At 68.4% G+C, this 21074-nt stretch carries 22 protein-coding genes; 17 read left to right on the forward strand and 5 right to left on the reverse strand.

Features of this window, described 5'->3' with window-relative positions; all coding sequences use genetic code 11:
* The first annotated feature begins 31 nt into the window (after positions 1-31).
* The 9 genes from ACQHI0_RS22900 to ACQHI0_RS22940 all read left to right on the forward strand — a co-directional run bounded on the left by ACQHI0_RS22900 (position 32) and on the right by ACQHI0_RS22940 (position 7619).
* Complete coding sequence (locus ACQHI0_RS22900; protein WP_427903884.1) at positions 32-1339, forward strand: magnesium transporter MgtE N-terminal domain-containing protein; 1308 nt, start codon at positions 32-34, stop codon at positions 1337-1339.
* Positions 1336-1926 (forward strand): DUF1003 domain-containing protein, encoded by a 591-nt coding sequence (locus ACQHI0_RS22905; RefSeq protein WP_427903885.1) that lies wholly within the window; start codon positions 1336-1338, stop codon positions 1924-1926. Before ACQHI0_RS22900 ends, ACQHI0_RS22905 begins: the two co-directional genes overlap by 4 nt.
* 111 nt (positions 1927-2037) lie before the next feature.
* Positions 2038-3399: a lytic transglycosylase domain-containing protein gene (locus ACQHI0_RS22910; RefSeq protein ID WP_427903886.1), complete on the forward strand. Its 1362-nt coding sequence runs from the start codon at positions 2038-2040 to the stop codon at positions 3397-3399.
* A gap of 96 nt (positions 3400-3495) precedes the next feature.
* Entirely contained in the window at positions 3496-4359 is an 864-nt protein-coding gene (locus ACQHI0_RS22915; protein ID WP_427903887.1) for a lytic transglycosylase domain-containing protein, read from the forward strand.
* Between the two features lie 27 nt (positions 4360-4386).
* A complete protein-coding gene (locus ACQHI0_RS22920; protein WP_427903888.1) occupies positions 4387-5523 on the forward strand; it encodes an Mrp/NBP35 family ATP-binding protein in 1137 nt (378 codons plus the stop codon).
* 37 nt (positions 5524-5560) lie between these two features.
* Positions 5561-5881: a DivIVA domain-containing protein gene (locus ACQHI0_RS22925; RefSeq protein ID WP_427903889.1), complete on the forward strand. Its 321-nt coding sequence runs from the start codon at positions 5561-5563 to the stop codon at positions 5879-5881.
* On the forward strand, positions 5878-6510 hold the full coding sequence (locus ACQHI0_RS22930) for a DNA-3-methyladenine glycosylase I (protein ID WP_427903890.1): 633 nt from the start codon (positions 5878-5880) through the stop codon (positions 6508-6510). The genes ACQHI0_RS22925 and ACQHI0_RS22930 overlap by 4 nt, the downstream gene beginning before the upstream one ends.
* A gap of 105 nt (positions 6511-6615) precedes the next feature.
* Positions 6616-6783: a DUF3117 domain-containing protein gene (locus ACQHI0_RS22935; RefSeq protein WP_011211259.1), complete on the forward strand. Its 168-nt coding sequence runs from the start codon at positions 6616-6618 to the stop codon at positions 6781-6783.
* Entirely contained in the window at positions 6780-7619 is an 840-nt protein-coding gene (locus ACQHI0_RS22940; RefSeq protein WP_427909269.1) for a putative RNA methyltransferase, read from the forward strand. The genes ACQHI0_RS22935 and ACQHI0_RS22940 overlap by 4 nt, the downstream gene beginning before the upstream one ends.
* 106 nt (positions 7620-7725) lie before the next feature.
* Here ACQHI0_RS22940 and glgA read toward each other — a convergent pair whose 3' ends face one another.
* Positions 7726-8889, reverse strand: a complete 1164-nt coding sequence (glgA, locus tag ACQHI0_RS22945; protein WP_427909270.1) for a glycogen synthase — start codon at positions 8887-8889, stop codon at positions 7726-7728.
* 110 nt (positions 8890-8999) lie between these two features.
* Here glgA and glgC point away from each other — a divergent pair, with 110 nt between their 5' ends.
* Entirely contained in the window at positions 9000-10217 is a 1218-nt protein-coding gene (gene glgC, locus ACQHI0_RS22950) for a glucose-1-phosphate adenylyltransferase (protein WP_378993377.1), read from the forward strand.
* 119 nt (positions 10218-10336) lie between these two features.
* Here the strand turns inward: glgC and ACQHI0_RS22955 are convergent, their stop codons facing one another.
* On the reverse strand, positions 10337-10969 hold the full coding sequence (locus ACQHI0_RS22955) for an O-methyltransferase (protein WP_427903891.1): 633 nt from the start codon (positions 10967-10969) through the stop codon (positions 10337-10339).
* A gap of 376 nt (positions 10970-11345) precedes the next feature.
* Here ACQHI0_RS22955 and sigE point away from each other — a divergent pair, with 376 nt between their 5' ends.
* From sigE to ACQHI0_RS22990, 7 genes are all read left to right on the forward strand, one after another.
* Complete coding sequence (gene sigE, locus ACQHI0_RS22960; protein ID WP_427903892.1) at positions 11346-12002, forward strand: RNA polymerase sigma factor SigE; 657 nt, start codon at positions 11346-11348, stop codon at positions 12000-12002.
* A 59-nt stretch (positions 12003-12061) separates the two neighbouring features.
* A complete protein-coding gene (locus ACQHI0_RS22965; protein ID WP_427903893.1) occupies positions 12062-12430 on the forward strand; it encodes a hypothetical protein in 369 nt (122 codons plus the stop codon).
* 10 nt (positions 12431-12440) lie between these two features.
* Complete coding sequence (locus tag ACQHI0_RS22970) at positions 12441-13988, forward strand: S1C family serine protease (RefSeq protein ID WP_427903894.1); 1548 nt, start codon at positions 12441-12443, stop codon at positions 13986-13988.
* Between the two features lie 33 nt (positions 13989-14021).
* The gene (gene tatB / locus ACQHI0_RS22975) at positions 14022-14441 is read left to right on the forward strand and encodes a Sec-independent protein translocase protein TatB (protein ID WP_427903895.1); all 420 of its coding nucleotides are present in this window, start codon (positions 14022-14024) and stop codon (positions 14439-14441) included.
* 182 nt (positions 14442-14623) lie between these two features.
* Complete coding sequence (locus ACQHI0_RS22980) at positions 14624-15481, forward strand: hypothetical protein (RefSeq protein ID WP_427903896.1); 858 nt, start codon at positions 14624-14626, stop codon at positions 15479-15481.
* 116 nt (positions 15482-15597) lie between these two features.
* Positions 15598-16164, forward strand: coding sequence for a hypothetical protein (locus ACQHI0_RS22985; protein WP_427903897.1), 567 nt, complete (start codon positions 15598-15600; stop codon positions 16162-16164).
* 150 nt (positions 16165-16314) lie between these two features.
* A complete protein-coding gene (locus tag ACQHI0_RS22990) occupies positions 16315-17394 on the forward strand; it encodes an XdhC family protein (protein WP_427903898.1) in 1080 nt (359 codons plus the stop codon).
* A gap of 94 nt (positions 17395-17488) precedes the next feature.
* Here ACQHI0_RS22990 and ACQHI0_RS22995 read toward each other — a convergent pair whose 3' ends face one another.
* The 3 genes from ACQHI0_RS22995 to ACQHI0_RS23005 are packed head-to-tail and all read right to left on the reverse strand — an operon-like array spanning position 17489 to position 21073.
* A complete protein-coding gene (locus ACQHI0_RS22995) occupies positions 17489-18427 on the reverse strand; it encodes a glucosyl-3-phosphoglycerate synthase (RefSeq protein ID WP_427903899.1) in 939 nt (312 codons plus the stop codon).
* Positions 18424-19371 carry a dihydropteroate synthase gene (folP, locus tag ACQHI0_RS23000; RefSeq protein ID WP_427903900.1) on the reverse strand — a complete coding sequence of 316 codons (948 nt, stop codon included), beginning with the start codon at positions 19369-19371 and terminating at the stop codon, positions 18424-18426. The genes ACQHI0_RS22995 and folP overlap by 4 nt, the downstream gene beginning before the upstream one ends.
* The gene (locus ACQHI0_RS23005; RefSeq protein WP_427903901.1) at positions 19307-21073 is read right to left on the reverse strand and encodes a long-chain-acyl-CoA synthetase; all 1767 of its coding nucleotides are present in this window, start codon (positions 21071-21073) and stop codon (positions 19307-19309) included. The genes folP and ACQHI0_RS23005 overlap by 65 nt, the downstream gene beginning before the upstream one ends.
* Between the last annotated feature and the right edge of the window lies 1 nt (position 21074).

A 21074-nucleotide genomic window follows, 5' to 3' on the forward strand; every position in this document is an offset into this window, starting at 1 on the left:
TCGGCCGGTTCCGACCGATAGCCTGATGGTCATGGCAACCACCAGGGTGTATGTCGCCCGGCTCGCCGGCCTGACGGTGCTGGGTCCGGACGGGGAGTCTATCGGCCGGGTCCGCGATGTGGTCGTCGCCGTCCGGCACGGGCGCCAGCCGCCACGCGTGCACGGGCTCGTCGTCGAATTGCTCACCCGGCGCCGGATTTTCGTGCCGATGCTGCGGGTCACCGCGATCGAACCGGGCATGGTCACGCTCAACACCGGGACCGTGAGCCTGCGCCGCTTCGCCCAGCGCCCCGGCGAGCGCCTCGCCATGGCGCAGATCCTCGATTCGCCGGTGCGCGTGAACGACCCGGATCTGCCGGATCTGGCCGAGGTCGACGTGCTCGTCGCCGATCTGGGGATCGAGCAGACCAGGACCAGGGACTGGATCGTCAGCCGGGTCGCGGTGCGCGGGCATCGGCGGATCGGGCGCAGGCGCTCGGTGCACGTGGTGGAGTGGTCGCAGGTCGACGGGCTCACCCCCGCCGAGGTGGACCGGCCCGGCCAGGACGTGACCACCCTGCTCACCCAGTTCGAGGGGCTGCGCGCGGCGGATGTCGCGCACCGGTTGCGCGAGCTGCCGGAGAAACGTCGCATCGAGGTGGCGATCGCGCTCGACGACGAGCGCCTCGCCGACGTGGTCCAGGAACTGCCCGACGACGACCAGGTCGACCTGCTCGGCCACCTCGAGGTGCGCCGCGCCGCCGACGTGCTGGAGGCGATGGACCCCGACGACGCCGCCGACCTGCTCGGCGAGCTGCCCGAGAGCGAAGCCGAATCACTGCTGGCACTGATGGATCCCGAGGAATCCGAGCCGGTGCGCCGGCTGCTCGCGCACTCCCCTGACACCGCGGGCGGCCTGATGACGCCGAAACCGATCGTGCTCGGGCCCGCGACGACCGTCGCCGAGGCGCTGGCCCGGGTCCGCGACCCCGACCTCACGCCCGCCCTGGCCTCGATGGCCTTCGTCGTCCGGCCGCCGACGGCCACGCCGACCGGCCGCTATCTGGGCTGTGTGCATATTCAGCAGTTGCTGCGGGAGCCGCCCGCGCATCTGGTGGGCGGGATCGTCGACAGTGATCTCGCGCCGTTGTCACCCGATCTGCCGCTCTCGGCGGTGACCCGCTATTTCGCCACGTACAACCTCGTGTGCGGGCCGGTGGTCGACGCGGAGAATCACCTGCTCGGCGCGGTGACCGTCGACGATGTCCTCGATCATCTGCTGCCAGAGGACTGGCGCGAGGAAGAGCCACCGGCACTCGGCCAGATCGAGGCGAGCCTGGCGAAGGGGAGTTCGGCGTGAGCGAGAAGAATCAACCACGGCAGCGGCTGGAGACGCCGGTCGGGTCGCGCTTGCGCTTCGACTGGGACTCCGACGCGTTCGCGCAGGGCAGCGAGCGGGTGGCGCGGTTCCTCGGCACCGGGCGGTATCTGGCGATCCAGACGGTGATCGTCATCGTGTGGGTGCTGCTCAATGTCTTCGCGGTGACACTGCGCTGGGACCCGTACCCGTTCATCCTGCTCAACCTGGCCTTCTCCACCCAGGCCGCCTACGCCGCGCCGCTGATCCTGCTGGCGCAGAACCGCCAGGACAACAGAGACAAGGTCTCCCTCGAAGAAGATCGCACCAGGGCCGCGCAGACCAAGGCCGATACCGAGTTCCTCGCCCGTGAACTCGCATCCCTGCGCTTGGCGGTCGGTGAGGTCGCCACCCGTGACTATCTGCGCCGTGAGCTGGAGGAAATCAAGGACGTGCTCGACCGGATCGACGCGGTCACCACGCCCGACGGCGCGCCGAAGACGGACAAAAAGCGAAAAGCGGTCCGCAAGAAAACCTCCGGTCAAACGCCCTCTTCCGCCCCGATTTCGCCTGGTGCTCCAGATGCATGACCGGAAATGCTCAACAACTACCTGACCGGTAGGTAACCTGGATCACGTTGTTCCGGGCGGGCCGGAGGGGGACTCTGCGGACCGCCGCTTTTCGACGAAAAGGGTGTGGCCGTGCGAATCTCTGCTCCGATAACGATGTCGGCCCTTGTCGTCGCAGGTCTCGTCGCCTCGGGGTCGGGGGTGCACACCAGCGAACCGAGCACCGCGCCGACCGCGCCGGAGGCCCTGCTGGCCGCCACGGCAGGCACCGCCGAGGACACACCCGAAACCGATCCGTCCGAGATCGTCGGCCTGTTGCCGGTCGCGCAGGAAGCACCGCGCAGACTGCGGGCGCTCAACACCAACACCGCCGCACCCTTCGCGGGAACCGTTCCACTGCAGAGCATTTCGCTACCCACCGGTAGCGGCGCGCTCGGCATCCCGGAGATCGTGCTCGCCGCCTACCGCAACGCGGAGCTGGCCATGGAATCCGCGCAGCCGGGCTGCGGGCTCACCTGGAACCTCCTGGCGGGCATCGGCCGGATCGAATCCGGGCACGCCAGCAGCGGTCGCACCGACCCCGCCGGAACGACGACGACGCCGATCTTCGGGCCCGCGCTGGACGGCACGCTGCCCGGCAACGAGATCATCAAGGAAGCCGACGGCGGATTCGTGCGGGCACTCGGCCCCATGCAGTTCCTGCCGAGCACCTGGGTGCACTACGCCGCCGACGGCAACGGCGACGGCGCCTCCGATCCGCACAATGTCTTCGACGCCGCGCTGGCCGCGGGCAAGTACCTCTGCTCGGGTGGCATGAACCTGCGCGAGGCGGCCCAGGAATTGCGCGCGGTGCTGCGCTACAACAACTCCATGTCCTACGCGGCCAACGTACTGAGCTGGTCGGCGGCGTATCGGACCGGCGGCGCGCCGAGTCAGGTGGCCATCTCGCCCGAGATCATCCCGCCGGGCAGTGGACCGCTGGTGGCGCCGAATGTGCTGGCGGCGTCTACCGATACGCCAACCACCACCCCCAAGCCCGCGCCCACCACACCGAAGACCACCACGCCGACCCAGGTGATGATCACGCTGCCCGGTCTGCCGCCGATCCCGTGTGGCATCTTCTGCCCGGCGCCGGTCGCCCCGCCCGAGAACTGCGTGAGCCAGCCGCTGCCCGCCGACATGCCGAACCCGCTCGAACCCGACAAGCCCGCAGGCAAGCCCGCCGAGCAGACCTACGGCGCTGCGGCGCCGAAGGATCCGGCCGCGCCCGAGCAGCCGGTCGTCGAGCCCGCCGCGTGCACCCCGGAGGCTGCCGTCGCACCGGTCGAGCCCGCACCCGAAACGCCGGAGAAGACGCCGGAACCGGGTGTCGCGCCTGCCGAGGAACCCGCACCCGCCGAGCCCGCGCCGGTCGCGCCGACGCAGCAGCCCGGCATCACGCTGCCGTTCGGCATCGTCATCCCGCTGCCGCCCGCCCCCGCACCAGCCCCGTAGAAATCAAACCGAAACTCAGATCACAGAGGGGTAACAAAAAGGTCTCGGGTGCGGTAATCTCTTCTCATCCAACACGGTTGAGGAGGGCACCACACAGTGGGTCGTCATCGGAAACAGTCACCTGCGACAGTCCGCCGCAGCTCGCTCATCGCACTGACCGGTTTGGTCCCCGCTGGATTGGTAGCCGTCACCGCGGCCGCCACCGAGGCGACCACGGCAACCAACGCAGCTGTCGAGCACGACCTGCTGCCCGGCACCGACCCGGAGCCGACGGCCAACCTGGTCGCGGCGCCACAGGCCGACATCGCCGACATCGTCCATGCGGAAGCGCGCCAGTCGGCCTCGGCTACGCCGGTCGTGAAAACCGTTGCGCTGCCGGATGATCGCGTGTCCGCCGATATGCCCGCGGGCCCGCTCGGTATTCCTGGCATCGCCGTGGCGGCCTACCAGACCGCCGAACAGCAACTGGCCGTGGAGAATCCGCACTGCGGGATGTCCTGGTCGCTGCTGGCCGGCATCGGCCGCGTCGAATCCACCCACGCCTACGGCAAAGCCGACGCGCAGGGCAATCCGATCAAGGCGGTCTACGGGCCCGTTCTCGACGGCAGCCTTTCCGGCAACAATGTCATCCACGACAGCGACGGCGGCGAGCTCGACGGCCTCGGCGGCTACGACCGCGCCATCGGCCCGATGCAGTTCCTGCCCGAGACCTGGCACCGCTACGCGGCCGATGGCAACGCCGACGGCGTCGCCGACCCACAGAACCTCTTCGACGCGGCCCTCACCGCGGGCCGGTACCTGTGCGACGGCGGCCTGAACATGCGCGACCTGTCGCAGCAGTCGAAGGCGATCCTGCGTTACAACAACTCGATGGCCTATGTCGCCAACGTGATGGCGTGGTCGGGTTCCTACTCCAGCGGCCTCGCCCCCAAGCCCCAGGACCTCCCCCAGATCCACTAGGTGGCCGTCGACGCATAACATCGGGGTATGTCAGTGATTACGGAAGCGGATGTGCGGGCGGCGCTCGCGAAGGTCGACGACCCGGAGATCCGCAAACCGATCACCGAGTTGGGGATGGTCAAGTCCATCGCCATCGCCGACAGCGGTGATGTGCACATCGAGATCTACCTGACCACCTCCGGGTGCCCGTTGCGGACCGAGATCATTCAGCGGGTCACCAAGGCCGTCGCGGACGTCAACGGTGCGGGGGCGGTGACCGTCGATCTCGATGTGATGAGCGATGAGCAGCGCACCGAGCTACGCAAGTCGCTGCGTGGGGATTCGGCCGAGCCGATCATTCCGTTCGCCCAGCCGGGCTCGCTGACCCGCGTCTACGCGGTGGCTTCCGGTAAGGGTGGCGTCGGCAAGTCCAGCGTCACCGCCAACCTCGCCGTCGCGTTGGCGCAGCGCGGGCTGTCGGTCGGCGTGCTCGACGCCGATATCTACGGCCACTCCATCCCGCGCATGCTCGGCTCCGACGCCAAGCCGACCCAGGTCGAGCGGATGATCATGCCGCCGGTCGCGCACGACGTGAAGATGATCTCGATCGCGCAGTTCACCCAGGGCAACACCCCCGTGGTGTGGCGTGGGCCGATGCTGCACCGCGCGCTGCAGCAGTTCCTCGCCGACGTGTTCTGGGGCGACCTGGACGTGCTGCTGCTCGACCTGCCACCCGGCACCGGCGACGTCGCGATCTCCATCGCCCAGCTCATCCCCGGCGCCGAGATCCTGGTCGTCACCACCCCGCAGCCTGCTGCCGCCGAAGTGGCCGAGCGTGCGGGCGCGATCGCCCTGCAGACCCGCCAGCGCATCGCGGGCGTAGTCGAGAACATGTCCTGGCTCGCCCTACCTGACGGTTCCCGGATGGAGTTCTTCGGCTCCGGAGGCGGTCAAGAGGTCGCGGACCGGCTCACCCGCGCGGTCGGCGCGAACGTACCGCTTCTCGGCCAGGTCCCCCTGGAACAGGCGCTGCGCGAAGGCGGCGACGAAGGCACACCGATCGTCCTGTCCGACCCGACCAGCCCGGCCGCGGTCGCCCTGCTCGACATCGCCGACAAACTCGCCGTCCGCAAGCGCGGCCTCGCGGGCATGTCGCTGGGAATCGACACCACCCGCCATCTCTGATTCGGGGGTTGTCGGTGGCTTTGCCTAGGCTGGGAAGATGCTGACGCTGCTTCTTTACGTGCTCATCGTCGGGTTGGTCGCGGCGATGCTGTTCCTCGTCGCGAGTGCGGTGTTCGGGCGGGGCGAGGAACTCGGGCCGCTGCCCGAGGGGACCACCGCTACCGTGCTGCCCGCCGACGGGGTCTCGGGGGCCGATGTGCGGGCGTTGCGGTTCCAGCAGGTGGTGCGCGGGTACAAGGCCGGCGAGGTCGACTGGGCGCTGGGCAGGCTGGCCGAGCGGATCGATGAGCTGGAGTTCGAGTTAGCGCAGGCCCGGCACTGGCAGGCCCAGGCGACGGCGGGCCAGGAGCGCGGGTGAGCGAGCTCGCCGACGACGGACTGGTTCGCTGCGACTGGTCGACCGGCTCCCAGCTCTACCGCGATTACCACGACACCGAGTGGGGGCAGCCCCTGCACGGCGACGACGCCATGTTCGAACGGCTCTGCCTCGAGGCATTCCAGTCCGGCCTGGCGTGGATCACCGTCCTTCGCAAGCGGCCCGCCTTTCGCACCGCGTTCGCCGGATTCGAGATCGCGAAGGTCGCCGAGTTCGACGATCACGACCGCGCGCGGCTGCTGGCCGACGCGGGCATCGTGCGTAACCGCGCCAAGATCGACGCGGTGATCAACAACGCCCGGGTTGCTCGCGACCTGCCGGTGAGCCTCGACGAGCTGGTGTGGTCGTTCGCACCCGCGCCACGCCCACGGCCGACCTCGATCGCGAATGTGCCCGCCACCACACCCGAATCCATTGCTCTGGCAAAGGAATTGAAGCGTCGCGGGTTCGCTTTCGTGGGCCCGACGACGGCGTATGCCCTCATGCAGGCAACCGGCATGGTGGACGATCACCTGGATGTTTGCTGGGTGAGAGCGGTACCGAACGGAACCGACTCAGCAGTCACATTTCGTACTCAGGTGTCCGCCCGCGGCGGCAATAGGGAAGAATAGGACCGGTGTGGCCCGCCGAACACCCGGCGAGCCCGCTGGTTGGCGACAACCGGCAGACGAGAAACAGTGCGCAGAACCACCGCGCAGATCTGGAGGGAGCAGAGGATGGCGGCCATGAAGCCCCGTACCGGGGACGGTCCCCTCGAAGCAACCAAGGAAGGTCGTGGAATCGTCATGCGGGTTCCACTCGAGGGTGGCGGGCGTCTGGTCGTCGAACTCACACCGGACGAGGCTGCGGCGCTCGGTGACGAACTGAAGAGCGTCACCAGCTGAGTGCGCTGACCGAGGTCGCCGCACTTCTGGCCTGTCCGGAGTGCGGCGACGAACTGCATCCGCACGATCGTGCGCTGCGATGCGGTACCGGTCACAGCTTCGACATCGCCCGCCAGGGTTATGTCGGACTGCTGACCGGCGCATCGACGAAAATGACCGGCGACACCGCCGACATGCTCGACGCCCGCGCCGCTTTCCAGGGCGCGGGCCATTTCGCCCCGATCGCCGCGGCGATAGCGCACGCCTTCGATGCGCCTACCGACGCCGACGCGGTGCTCGAGATCGGCGCGGGCACGGGCTACTACCTCGCCGACGTCCTCGACGCGTACCCCAGCCGCTTCGGCATCGCCTTGGACGTGGCCAAGCCCGCCGCCCGCCGAGCCGCCCGCGCACACCCCCGAGCGGCGTCCGTACTGGCCGACGCCTGGCGCGGCCTACCCCTGCGCGACGGCACCCTCACCGGAGTCCTCTCCGTCTTCGCCCCGCGCAACCCCGCCGAAGTCGCCCGCGTCCTCGCACCCGGCGGACGCTTCGTCGTCGTCACGCCCACCGCTCGTCACCTGGGCGAGCTGATCGGCCCCCTCGGCATGGTGCGCGTCGACCCCGACAAGGACCGCCGCCTGGCCGACGCACTGGCCGACACCTTCACCCGTACCACCCACACCCCCGTCGAGTTCCCGATGAAGCTGTCCCGCACCGACATCACCAACGTCGTCGCGATGGGCCCGTCGGCCTTCCACGGCACCCCCGCCGACGACCCGCGCATCGCGGCGCTACCCGACATCACCGAAGTAACGGCCTCGGTGACGGTGTCGACCTACTCGCCGAACCGCTGACCGCATTCGCACCGATCAGCCCGCGATCCTTCCCCGCCGACAGCACCGCACCCGACGACGCACGCGCGAGGACCCCACACACACAGCCCCGGGTACGCACCGAGCACTAGCGCAGCACGCTCCGATACACCTCGAGCGTGCGCTCGGCGATTCGCGCCCAATCGAACTCCGCGATCGCGCGTGCCCGCCCGGCCTCGCCGTAGCGCACCGACAGCGCCGGATCACCCGCGACCTCGTTCACAGCAGCCGCGAGCCCCAGCTCGTACTCGCCCGTCGCTTCGGGGTCGTAGTGCACCAACCGACCGGTGACCCCGTCGTCGACCACCTCGGGAATCCCGCCCACATCGGAAGCCACGACCGCGGTCGCGCACGCCATCGCCTCCAGATTCACGATGCCGAGCGGTTCGTAGACCGACGGGCACACGAAGACCGTAGAGGCGGACAGGATCTGGCGGACCTGTTCGGCGGGCAGCATCTCCTTCACCCAGAAGACGTTGCCGCGCTGCCGCTGCAATCCGTCGACGGCCTCGGCGACCTCCACCTCGAGTTCCTTGGTATCGGCCGCACCCGCGCACAGCACCAACTGGATATCCGGGTCGAACGCGGCGGCCGCGGCGAGCAGATGCCCGACGCCCTTCTGTCGCGTGATCCGCCCGACGAACGACACGATCGGCAGATCGGCGCGTACCCCGAGCCGTTCGAGCACCGGCCGCTCCCCGGCCGGCGGGCCGGGATGCCACACCTGAGCGTCGATCCCGTTGTGCACCACATGGACTCGATCGGGGTCGATCGCGGGGTACGCGTCGAGCACGTCGTGACGCATGCCCTCGCTCACCGCGATCACCGCATCGGCATGCTCCATCGCCGTGCGTTCCGACCACGACGACAGCCGGTACCCCCCGCCGAGCTGCTCGGCCTTCCACGGCCTGCGCGGTTCCAGCGAATGCGCCGTGAGCACATGCGGAATCCCGTACAGCATGGCGGCCAGGTGACCGGCCAACCCCGCGTACCAGGTATGCGAGTGCACCACGTCCACACCGCCCGCCGCATCGGCCATCCGCAACTGCGCCGACATCATCTGCAACGCGGCGTTGGCGGCATACAACTCGGGGTCGGGGCGGTGCACCACGGCACTGTTGCGCGGCGCGCCCATGCAGTGCACGGTGACGTCGCAGAGCTCACGCAACCGGGAAGTGAGTTCGGTGACATGAACTCCCGCACCGCCGTACACCTCGGGCGGATACTCGCGGGTCAGCATGGCGACCCGCAGCGATTCCGCCTGCGTCCGCTCGCCAGCGCCACCATCACTCACAGCCTCAAATTAGACCCTCGGGTCGACATGGGCCACCGTAGCCGCGCTGGCACTGTACTTTGAGCAGGGTGAGGAGCCAGCCGCACGTACTCGGGATCGTGCTCGCCGGTGGCGAGGGCAAACGACTGTTTCCGCTCACGGCCGACCGGGCCAAGCCCGCCGTTCCGTTCGGTGGCGCGTACCGGCTGATCGACTTCGTGTTGAGCAACCTCGTGAACGCGGGATACCTGCGCCTGTGCGTGCTCACCCAGTACAAGTCGCATTCGCTCGATCGCCATATCTCCCAGACCTGGCGCCTGTCCGGATTCACCGGTGAGTACATCACTCCGGTGCCGGCGCAGCAGCGGCTCGGGCCGCGCTGGTACACCGGCAGCGCCGACGCGATCATGCAGTCGCTCAACCTGATCTACGACGAGGACCCCGATTACATCGTGGTGTTCGGCGCCGACCACGTGTACCGGATGGACCCGGAGCAGATGGTGGCCAGCCATATCGCCTCGGGCGCCGGCGTCACCGTGGCGGGCATCCGGGTGCCGAGGGCGGAGGCGAGCGCGTTCGGCTGCATCGACTCCGACGAGTCGGGCAAGATCACCCAGTTCCTGGAGAAGCCCGCGCACCCACCGGGCACCCCCGACGACCCGAACGTGACGTTCGCGTCGATGGGCAACTACGTGTTCACCACCCGCGTGCTCGTCGACGCCATCCGCGCCGACGCGGAGAACTCCGACTCCGACCACGATATGGGCGGCGACATCATCCCGAAGCTGGTCGCCGACGGCAAGGCCGCCGTCTACGACTTCGCCGACAACGACGTCCCCGGCGCCACCGAACGCGATCGCGGCTACTGGCGCGACGTCGGCACCATCGACGCCTTCTACGAGGCGCACATGGACCTGGTCTCGGTGCACCCCGTGTTCAATCTCTACAACAAGCACTGGCCGATCCGCGGCGCCGCCGAGAACCTGCCGCCCGCGAAATTCGCCCAGGGCGGGCTCGCCCAGGAGTCGATCGTCGGGGCGGGCTCGATCCTGTCGGCGGCCACGGTCCGCAACTCGGTGCTGAGCTCGAACGTGGTGATCGAGGACGGCGCCACGGTCGAGGGCAGTGTGTTGATGCCCGGTGTGCGGATCGGGCGTGGCGCTGTCGTGCGCCACGCGATCCTCGACAAGAACGTGGTGGTCGGCGAGGGCGAGATCATCGGCCTCGATCTCGACCGTGACCGGGAACGTTTCGCTGTCAGCAACGGCGGGGTCGTCACCGTCGGCAAGGGCATCTGGGTCGGCTGAAACATTGGCGGCCGGCGCCGCGGTTCTCGGCGCTCGACTCCACCTCTTCCCTCGCTACGGGCACTTCTTCGTCGCACCCTTCGGTCAGTCCATCGGCGGAGGCGCGCCGAGAACAGGGATCAACCCCGCGACGCGCAGAGCAACCCGTCACCGATGGGAATCAGCACGCTCGTGAGCTCGGGGTTCTCCGCGATCGCGCGAGTAGCCGCCCGCACCGCCTGCGTGGCAGGGTCGCGCTGCGCCTGATCAGGAACCCGCCCACCGAGCAGCGCGTTGTTGAGGATGAACGCGCCACCCGCACGCAGCAACCGCACACCCTGTTCGACGTAATTCGGATGTTCCATCGGCGCCGCGTCGATGAAGACCAGGTCGTAGGACCCATCGGCCAGCCGGGGCAACACGTCCAGCGCGCGCCCGTTGATCAGGCGCGTGCGTGACGGCGCGATCTCCGCGGTCCGGAACGCTTCCTTGGCCGCGCGCTGATGCTCGGGTTCGGAGTCGATCGTCGTCAGCGTCCCGTCCTCACGCATGCCGTCGAGCAGCCACAGCCCGCTGACGCCCGCCCCCGTACCCACCTCGACCACCGAGCGCGCGCCCAGCATCTGCGCGTACATGCTCAGCAGCGCACCGACCGCCGCGGGCACCGGCGCCGCGCCCAATTCGGTGGCCCGCTCGCGCGCTTCCAGCAGGACCTCGTCCTCGACGACGGACTCCTCCACATACGCCAGGTTCCGCTCCACGTTCGATGCCACGGTTATGAGGCTATGTCACAGAAGGGGTCTGTGTATTCAGCAAAGGGACCGATCCGGCACTGTGTCGCACAGATCCCGACCAATTGCCGGAAGTTTGCGGATAGGTCACAACCCGCCCCGAACTGCTGGTTCTCCGTTGCCGACCGGACTAGGCTCTAGTCCGACCAGAATTCTCAGGTCACACTCAGGATCTCCACACCTGACCCATATCAGGGCAGGAAATAGTTGCCCTACGCAAGGCCAGCCGATCGCGGCGGGCACGAGACTCGGGAACAACCGCACACAGTTGCTGGTTGATTGTCGATAAGCAAGGTTCGCTGACCCGGACCAGCCAGGTTTCGTGCCAGCGGTCCCGAGTAGGAGGTGTCCCATCCCGATGGTAGACACGGCACGTCAAGACGCCACCGACCAGACTCTGCCCGCTGATCTCCTGGCGGCAGCAGCCGAAGACGCCGAACTCACCGGCACCGCCGCCTTCGACGCGACGGGCGATCGCGCCGCCATGCCCTCCTGGGACGAACTGGTCCGCGAACACGCCGACCGGGTATACCGCCTGGCCTACCGCCTGTCCGGCGACGCCCAGGACGCCGAAGACCTCACCCAGGACACGTTCATCCGGGTCTTCCGCTCGTTGCAGAACTACCAACCCGGCACCTTCGAGGGCTGGCTGCACCGCATCACCACCAACCTGTTCCTCGACATGGTCCGCCGCCGCAACCGCATCCGCATGGAGGCGCTGCCCGAGGACTACGACCGGGTGCCCGCCGAAGGCCCCACCCCCGAAGACGCCTACCACGATTCCCGCCTCGACCCCGACCTGCAGAAAGCACTCGATTCGCTGGCGCCGGAATTCCGCGCCGCGGTCGTGCTCTGTGACATCGAGGGTCTGTCCTACGAGGAGATCGGCGCCACGCTCGGCGTGAAGCTGGGCACCGTGCGAAGCCGGATCCACCGCGGACGTCAGGCACTGCGCGAGTACCTTGCGCATAATGGAAGTGAGCAGCGGTACTCCGCTGAAGCCCACACAGCGTGACGGGTGTTTCGACGTCGCCTGGTGGCTCAGGTGATGTCGGTCGGAAGGAAGAAATCCGCATGAGTGTGGACCCCAATGCCGCAGGTCGCCCACCGCGCTTTCAGCCCACCGAGCATTTGGCCAGTGAGGCCGTCGCGGCCTTCGTCGACGGCGAGCTGCGGATGAACGCCTATCTGCGTGCCGCCCAGCATCTTTCGGTCTGCCCCGAATGCGCGGCCGAGGTCGACGCGCAGCAGCAGGCGCGGATCGCGCTGCGCCGGGCCGCCGAGGTCGCGATTCCGCGCAGCCTGCACGACAGCCTCTCGCGCATCCCGCTGGCCGATCTGCCCGGCAACGCACCCGAACCGCAGCGCCGTAACGAGGCATTTCTCGGATTCATCACAGATTCCTTCACCGCGACCCGGTGGACAACGTGGCGGCGCAAGTAGAGTCTCGGACGTGACTGGCGAATCGACGAATTCCGGATCGGCCGAGCACTCGGGTTCGGGGGCAGAATCAACGAATGACGCGCGGGGCACGCTGCGCCCGTCCGACGCGCCGAGTCTCGGTCCGCGCCCGGTCTACCGGCCGCACATCGACAGCCACACCGCGCGTGCCTTCCGTCGCCCGAACGGCCAGGCCGGTTCGTTCGCCCCGCACGACCCACAGCGCGCCACGAACAACGGCGCCGACGAAGGACTCGTCCAGCGCCCGCCGGACGGTGTGCTCGCCGAGGCGTTCGCCCGGCCGGAAGGCTCGTCGGAGCTGCTGCAGCGCGAGCCCGGCGCCGGCGAACCGAAGACGGTCGTCGCGGGTCCGGTGGATCCGTGGCGCGATCCCGACGCCGCCGCCCGGCTCGGCGCACCGGCCGTCGACACTCCCCCGCCTGCCCGGCTGCCGGTCGCGACCAAGCTGAGCGCCCGCGAGGTGTTGTTCGGTTCGCGCGTCGCGCCGAAGGCCCTCGCGCTGCTGGCCGTCCTCGCCCTCGGTATCGCCGTCGTCGGCGGGCTGGTCGGCCGGGTCACCGCCGAGACCGCGTCCACCCTCACCTCGCGCAAGGTGACCCTCGATCAGAGCGCGGGCACCGAGACACCACACAGCCAGATCGCCGCGGTCGCCAATGCCGTTCTGCCCTCGGTGGTCTCGATCCGGGTCACCGTCGGCGACAACGGCGCCACCGGTTCCGGCGTGGTGATCGACGGCGGCGGTTACGTCGTCACCAACAATCACGTGATCTCGATGGCCGCGACCGACAAGTCCAACCGGGCCGCCATCCAGGTGCAGTTCTCCGACGGCACCAGGGTGCCCGCGCAGATCGTCGGGCGCGATCCCAAGACCGACCTCGCGGTGCTCAAGGTCGAGGCGAAGAACCTGACCGTCGCCAATCTCGGCAAGTCCGCCGATGTGCAGGTCGGCGACGACGTCCTGGCCGTCGGTTCGCCGCTCGGCCTGAGCAAGACCGTCACCTCCGGCATCGTCAGCGCCCTGCACCGGCCCGTGAAGCTGGCGGGCGAGGGTAGCGACACCAACGCGGTGATCGACGCCGTGCAGACCGACGCCGCGATCAACCCGGGTAACTCCGGTGGCGCGCTGGTCGACATGGAAGGTCGCGTGGTCGGCATCAACACCGCCATCCGCAGCGAGACCGGCGGTTCGGTGGGCCTCGGCTTCGCCATCCCGGTCGACGTGATGACCACGGTCACCCAGACGCTGATCCGCGACGGCCAGATGCACCACCCGGTGATCGGCCTGAGCGCGCGCACCAAGACTGTCGCCAACGAGGTGATGAGCGGTGCCGCCGTCGCCGACGTGGCGCCCGGCAGCCCCGCCGACAAGGCAGGCATCGTCGAGGGCGACGTGGTGGTGCGCATCGGCGACCGTGAGGTCACCGGGCCCGACGAACTGGTGGTCGCCGTGCAGCAGCACAAGATCGGCGACACGGTGAACGTGCAGTTGATCCGCGATGGCAGGCAGGTGGACGTGCCGGTCACCCTCGAATCCGACTGAGCTGGGACCGTGCGCGCCGGGTAACCTGGATTCGTGTTCAGCAACATCGGGTGGAGCGAGATGATGATCCTGCTCGTCGCCGCCCTCGTGATCCTCGGTCCGGAGCGTCTGCCCGGCGCCGTCCGCTGGACCACCGGTGCGCTCCGGCAGGCGCGCGACTACGCCAGCGGCGCCACCACCCAGCTGAAGCAGGAGCTCGGACCGGAGTTCGACGACCTGCGCAAGCCGCTCGCCGAGCTCAACGAGCTGCGCGGCATGAGCCCGCGGGCCGTGGTCACCAAGCACCTGCTCGGCGGTGACGATTCGGTGCTGCGCGATCTGGAGGGCGCGGTGCCCGACAAGAAGCAGCTGTTCGGCACCAGCAGCGGCATGCCGGGCACCTCGTCGACCCCCGCGCCGCAGAAGTCGCTGGAGCACAACGAGCGCCCTCCGGTCGACTACGACGCGACCTAGACCAGGAAACACACCGCACGGTCGGCATTTGCTACGAGATCGCGCCGGCCGATCATCGCGGGCGGCGACCTCGCATGTCCGCGATTTGCCGACATTCCCGTTCCGAGGCCGTTGTCTCCCAAGACAGTTCGATGTCAACAGTTATAGACACACAACGCTGTCGAGCTGTCTAGACTTCGCACATGTCGGCCGATGACGTGGCACGAGTTTTCGCGATCGAGGACAAGGTCGAGAGACTCAAAGCAGCCACCGACGGGGTGGCGGCTGCACAGCAGACCATCAACGAACTAACGAGGATCCGGCGAGCCGTGATCCGAGAACTCCATGCCGACGGCTGGACGTTCGCCCGGATCGGTGCCGCCGCCGGATTGTCGCGTGCGCGCATCCACCAGGTGAGCACCCAGGGTCCCGTTCCCGAAGGACTGTTCTTCGGCCACGGCACACTGACCGTGCTCGCCCCCGAGGTCCGCTCCGGCAGGCTACTCGGCGCGCCCGATCCCCAGGCCGCCCAACGGCTGGCCGAGCTACTGCGGCAACTCGGCTTCGCCGCGAACGTCGAGACGTTCATGCCAGGCAGGCCGATCGACCTCAATCGAGACGGGCTGGTGATTCTCGGCGGGCCCGAACTCTCGCCAAGCCTGCGGCAGCTGGTCGTGGCCGATCCCCGCCTGCGCCGGACCGTCACCAGGGCGGGCGATACCCGGCGCGGCATCGAGGACAGGGCCGCGCGCCGCGTCTATCGGCCCGGCGGCACCGAACCGCACGACATCGCCTACCTGGCCCGGCTGCCCCGGCCCGACCGCCGTGGCAGCATCATGCTGATCGACGGTCTGCACCCGCCCGGCTCATTGGGTGCGATCCGATTGCTGGCGACCCGATTGGCGACCCTGCACGAACGTGCGAGCACGCATTTGTTCTCGGTCCTGATCGCAGTACGGTACGACCGCGCAACCGGTGAACCCGTTGATGCGGATCTTCTCACCCCGGTATACCGCCATGAAACAGACCCCAAGTTGGTTACGACCCGGGTTCGTCCGTGACGTGATCTAAACTCGTTGCGCTTAGTGATCTGCATCACTGTACTGTTATGGATCACAAGTCGTCCGCGGTGGTTAGATTGCTAGCGAGTAACCGAGTGTGAGTAGGTGAGCATCACATGTTCTCGTCTCCTGAGGCCAGCGCATGCCGGGTTCTGCCCGTGCACGCAGCAGGGCACCCCAGGCCCGTTTCGCCTGTCGACGCCGAGTCGACCATCGGCGATGTCATCGTCACCACCCATCGCGTGACCTACAGCGACCGCCTGAAGGTCTTCATCGGCCCCCACGAGGACGTGGACAGCTTTCTGCGCCCGATGCGCCGGATGGACGGCCATCAGCGCTACGCGCTCGATCTGACCGTGCTGCCCGAACCGGTGCCCGCCACCGAGGTCACCACCACGGTGAGTTCGGCGCGCGGCGATCTCGCACTCGGCTGCGCCGGTTCGGCGGACGCGATGACGCTGCAGCTGCGCACGACGGTCGATCACGTCACCCGGCGCTTCACCCTCGGACTACCCGGCGGCCGGCTCGGCCTACCGACGGTGTACCTCCCGCACGGCAACGAGGACACCTACGTCTACCCCGAAGAGGTGTTCACCGCCGACAGCGCGGTGGAGATCTTCCGCGACTTCTTCCGCAGCGGTGTGGTGCCGATCGGGTTGCAGCGGCGCGAGATCCTGGACTGACCTGCGCGAAGCCGCCCGGCTCGGTCGATTCACCTGCTGCGCGGGAGTCGGCGATGCCGCATGCTCGGCGCGCGAGAATGCTCGAAGATAGCTAGGCTGGTCAGACAGTCACAAGCCTTTCGGCGGTGACCGCGGAAAGGCCGGTGCGGGATGCGCGAACTGCTCGGGACAACACTCGAACTGCTCCCCGACCAGGCCGTGGCGCTGGCCAGGATCATCGATCGGACCGGTGCGGGGCCGCGCGAGACCGGCGCCGCGATGGTGGTGACCGGCGACGGGCAGGTGCTCGGTTCACTGTCCGGCGGCTGTATCGAATCGGCTGTTCTGCACACCGCCCACCAGGTTCTGCTCGACGGCCGGGCAAGTCTCGAGCGTTTCGCCGCCGCCGATGAGATCACCGTCGGCCTCCCGTGCGGTGGCGAGATCGAAGTCTTCGTCGAACGCCTCGACAACACGGATGTCCCCACCTTGCGCGCGCTCCACAGCGCCCTCGAAGCCCACCGTCCGGTCGCCTACGCCACCACCCTCGAGTCGACCCCCGACAGGAGACTCCTGCACCCCGGCGACTCCCACCCGTGGCGCGGCCTCGACCACGACGCCGCAGCGCTGCTGACCGCAGGCCACAACGGTCTCATCGGCGCCCAGGACTGCACCCCCGCGCAAGCCGACCGCCCCCGCACCTTCGTCCAGGTCTTCCGCACCCCCGCCCGGATGATCCTGGCCGGCGCCAACGACTACACCCGCGCGCTCGCGGTCACCGCCGCGACCCTGGGCTACCACGTCACCGTCGTCGACGCTCGCGAAACCTTCACCACCCCAGCCCGTTTCCCCGCGGCCGACGAGGTGGTGGTCGACTGGCCACACCGGTATCTGGAAGCCGAACAGGCCGCTGGCCGCATCGACGCCCGCACCGTCGTCTGTGTCCTCACCCACGACCCCAAATTCGATGTCCCCCTGCTGGCTTCGGCCCTGCGCCTGCCGGCCGTCGCCTTCATCGGCGCCCTCGGTTCCCGCCGAGCCCACGCCGACCGCACCACCCGCCTACGCGATGCGGGCCTCACCGACGCCGAAACAGCCCGCGTCCGAAGCCCTCTCGGCCTCGACCTCGCCGCCATCACCCCCGAGGAAACAGCCATCTCCGTCCTCGCCCAGATCCTCGCCGACCGAGCGAACGCCACAGCCCAACCCCTGGCGAACCTAGACGGCCCCATCCACCGCCGACCGAACTAGACGCACCTCCGAAAGTATGGACGGGCGGTCGCCGCCCACAACGAGATCAGCCAGGGGCGCCGCTTCGGACCGAAGCGGCGCTCCGAGGGGACGGCTATGCCGCGACTTGTTCTGGGCGAAGGGTTTTCATCGGGGGGCGGTCTTCCAACGAGACCGTGGTGGTGTGGGCGATGAATTCGCCTTCTATCAGTGGGAATTGGGTGAGGGGGGCGCCGGAGTCGGGGACGCCGGTGCGGCGCAGGGCGGTGCCGAGGATCTGGCGGCTCATGACGCCCAGGTCGGAGAGGGGGCGGTTGCGGTGGGTGCGGACGCCGAGGTTGACCTGGGTGATGGCGTCGAGGCCCATCGTGTCGTAGGTGTCGAGGAGCAGGCCGATCTCGACACCGTAGCCGGGGGCGAAGGGGACCGAGGTTAGCAGTTCCCTTGTGCCCGCGTATTCGCCGCCGAGCGGCTGGAGGACCTGGGCCAGTTCCGGGCGAAGGGCGGCCAGCAGGGGGCGGGCGACGAGTTCGGTGACTCGGCCGCCGCCGTTGGCGTCCACCGACTCGCCCTGACGGAGGGGGCGGCGGTAGTAGGCCTTGGACAGGTGGGTGCCCGCCATCATCAGCAGCGGGCCGAGGAGCTTGGGTACGAAGTCGGGGTCGGGGTCGATCAGGTCGGAGTCGACGAAGGCGATCAGGTCGCCCGTCGTGCACGCCAGCGAACGCCACAGCACCTCGCCCTTGCCGGGGACCGGCTCGAGTTCGGGGACGGCTTCCTCGCGGGAGACCACCTCGGCGCCTGCCGCGCGTGCGCGTTCGGCGGTGGCGTCGGTGGACCCGGAGTCCAGCACGATCAGTTCGTCGACCAGGGTGCCGAGCAGCGGCCGGATACTGGCCACGACGTCGGCGACGGTGTCCTGTTCGTTCAGCGCGGGCAGCACCACCGAAACGGTGCGGCCTGCCTTGGCGGCGACGAGTTCGCCGACCGTCCAGTCAGGGGTGTCCCAGGTGTGGGTAGTGGCCCAGGCGGGCTCGCGGTGTTGGATTTTCATGCCAGACCTCGCAGAGTTCGTGCGGGGGGCCGGATGCCCTGGATCGCGGCGATCATGTCCACGACCCGCCGGGTTTCGGCGACTTCGTGAACCCGGAAGATCCGAGCGCCTCTGGCTGCCGACCATGCGGTTGCCGCCAGTGTGCCCTCGACCCTTTCGGTAAGACCTACCCCTAGAGTCTCCCCGATAAAATCCTTGTTACTCAGTGCCATCAGTACTGGCCATCCGGTTTTTACAAGACCGTCGATTCCGCGCAACAACTCGAGCCCGTGATAGGTGTTTTTTCCGAAATCATGGGTGGGATCGATCACGATGCCATCGGCGCGCACCCCCGCGGCGGCGGCATGTTCGGCCGCGGCGACGACGGTGGCGGTCACCTCGGCCACCACATCGGCATACCGAACCCGGTGCGGACGGGTGCGCGGCACGGCACCGCCGGTGTGGCTGCAGACGATGCCCGCCCCCGTCTCGGCGGCGACGTGCACGAGGTCGGGGTCGGCCCCGGCCCAGGTGTCGTTGATCAGGTCGGCACCCACGGCGACGGCCGCCCGCGCGACAGCACCGCGCCAGGTATCCACACTGATCAACAGGTCCGGATACTTCGCCCGGATCGCCGCGACGAACGGCACCACCCGCTGCGTTTCCTCGGCCGCGTCGACCGTGACACCCGGCCCTGCTTTCACCCCACCGATGTCGACCAGATCGGCACCTTCGTCGACCGCACGCGACACACGTTCCATCGCGGCACCGTCGCTGAACGTGGCACCACGGTCATAGAACGAGTCCGGCGTGCGATTCACGATCGCCATCACCAACGCGCGATCCGTCGCCACATCGCGCCCACAGAAGGTACTCATACGAATTCCGACATTACGGGTGCTACCTCGGCGCCTTACCGGCGGCAACGTCGGCCGCGTATTCGGCGTAAGCGGGGATGTAGCCATCGGTCGGGCCGGACAGGACATACAGCTGACTGTCCGGATCGGGTGCGTAGCCGAGCTGACGCAATTCCACTTTTCGGCTCTTGAACGTCGAAGTCTGTTCCAGCTCCTCGACCACGCGCACATAGAGCGGAAGCGCGTACAGCGGAAGACGCCCGTAGACGGTCGCGGCCAGTGCCTTTCCGTCGAACGTGGCGCCGGCGGCCAGGGTGATCGCCGCCATGCCCGCCTTTCCGTCGGTGCCGGGAATATCGACACCGTAGACAACGGCCTGCTCGACACTCGCGTCGTGCCCCAGCGCGCCCTCGACCTCCGTGGTGGCCACGTTCTCGCCCTTCCAGCGGAAGGTGTCGCCGAGGCGGTCGACGAACGCGATGTGCCAGAGGTGCTGATCGCGGACGAGGTCGCCGGTGTCGAACCAGCAGTCGCCCTTCTTGAAGCCGTCGCGCACCAGTTTGGACTCCGACGCCTTCTTGTCGGTGTACCCGTCGAACGGCTGACGGTCGTTCACCTTCGCCAGCAGCAGCCCGACCCCGCCCGAACGCACCCGGCGCAGCTTCCCGTCGCGACCGCGCGCGGCGTGGCCGGTCTCGTCGTCGTACTCGACGACCGCGTACGGCAGCGGGCACAGACCCGCGGTCCGGTCGACGCCGAACGCGTTGACGAACGCCAGCGGCGCCTCGCTCGACCCGTAGAACTCGACCACCCTGGCGATCCCGAACCGGCGCCGGAACTCGTCCCACAATTCGGGCCGCAGCCCGTTGCCGACCACAAGCCGAATCCGGTTGCCCTTCTCGGCCGCACGCACCGGCTGGTTGACCAGATACCGGCACAACTCGCCGATGTAGATGAACGCCGTGGCCCGCTCGCGCGCGATCTCGTCCCAGAAGCCGGAGGCCGAGAACTTGCGGCTGAGCACATAGGTCGATTCGCCCGCGAGCACCGCCGACAGCGCGACCGTGAGCGCGTTGTTGTGATAGAGCGGCAGGCAGCAGTACAGGGCATCGTCGGCCCGCAACCGGATGCCGAGCCCGGCGAGCCCCGACATGCTCTTGGTCCAGCGTTGATGGGTCATCACACTGGCCTTCGGCAGGCCGGTGGTGCCGGAGGTGAAGATCAGGAACGCCCGCTCCCCGGCCCGCACCTGCTCGCATACGGCGGGGTCGGAATCGGCCGCGGTGCGGGCGGATTCGGCCAGCTCCTCGGCCGCGAGCACGTTCTGCGCGGGCTCGGGCAGCGAGTCGATCGCCTCCGCGCACTCCTCGCCGACGACAGTGAGCACGCTGCCGAGCAGGCCGATGCTGTGGGCGAGCACCTGATCGCGCTGGTTGTAGTTGAGCAGACCCACCGTGGCGCCGAGCTTGAGCACCGCCAGCACCGTGAACAGGGTCTCGGGCCGGTTGGTCATCAGCACGCCGACCACATCACCACGAGTCACCCCGCGCGCGGAAAGCACCGCGGCGTAACGGTTCACCTCGCTGTTGGCGGCGCGGTAGGTATAGGACCGACCCTCGAAACGCAGGAACACCCGGTCGGGCCTGCGATGCGCGACCCGCTGGAAATACCGGCCGATGGAGGCTTTGTCCTTGGGCCCCACCAGCATTCCGCGCGCGTTGCGCAGCATGCCGGGTGCGTCGAGCGCCATTCCCGGTAGGGCTTTGGCCAGGTCGAACACGCTTACCGTGTCGCGTGCGTCATTGCTCACG

Source organism: Nocardia sp. FBN12, assembly GCF_050320175.1.
Classification (GTDB): domain Bacteria; phylum Actinomycetota; class Actinomycetes; order Mycobacteriales; family Mycobacteriaceae; genus Nocardia.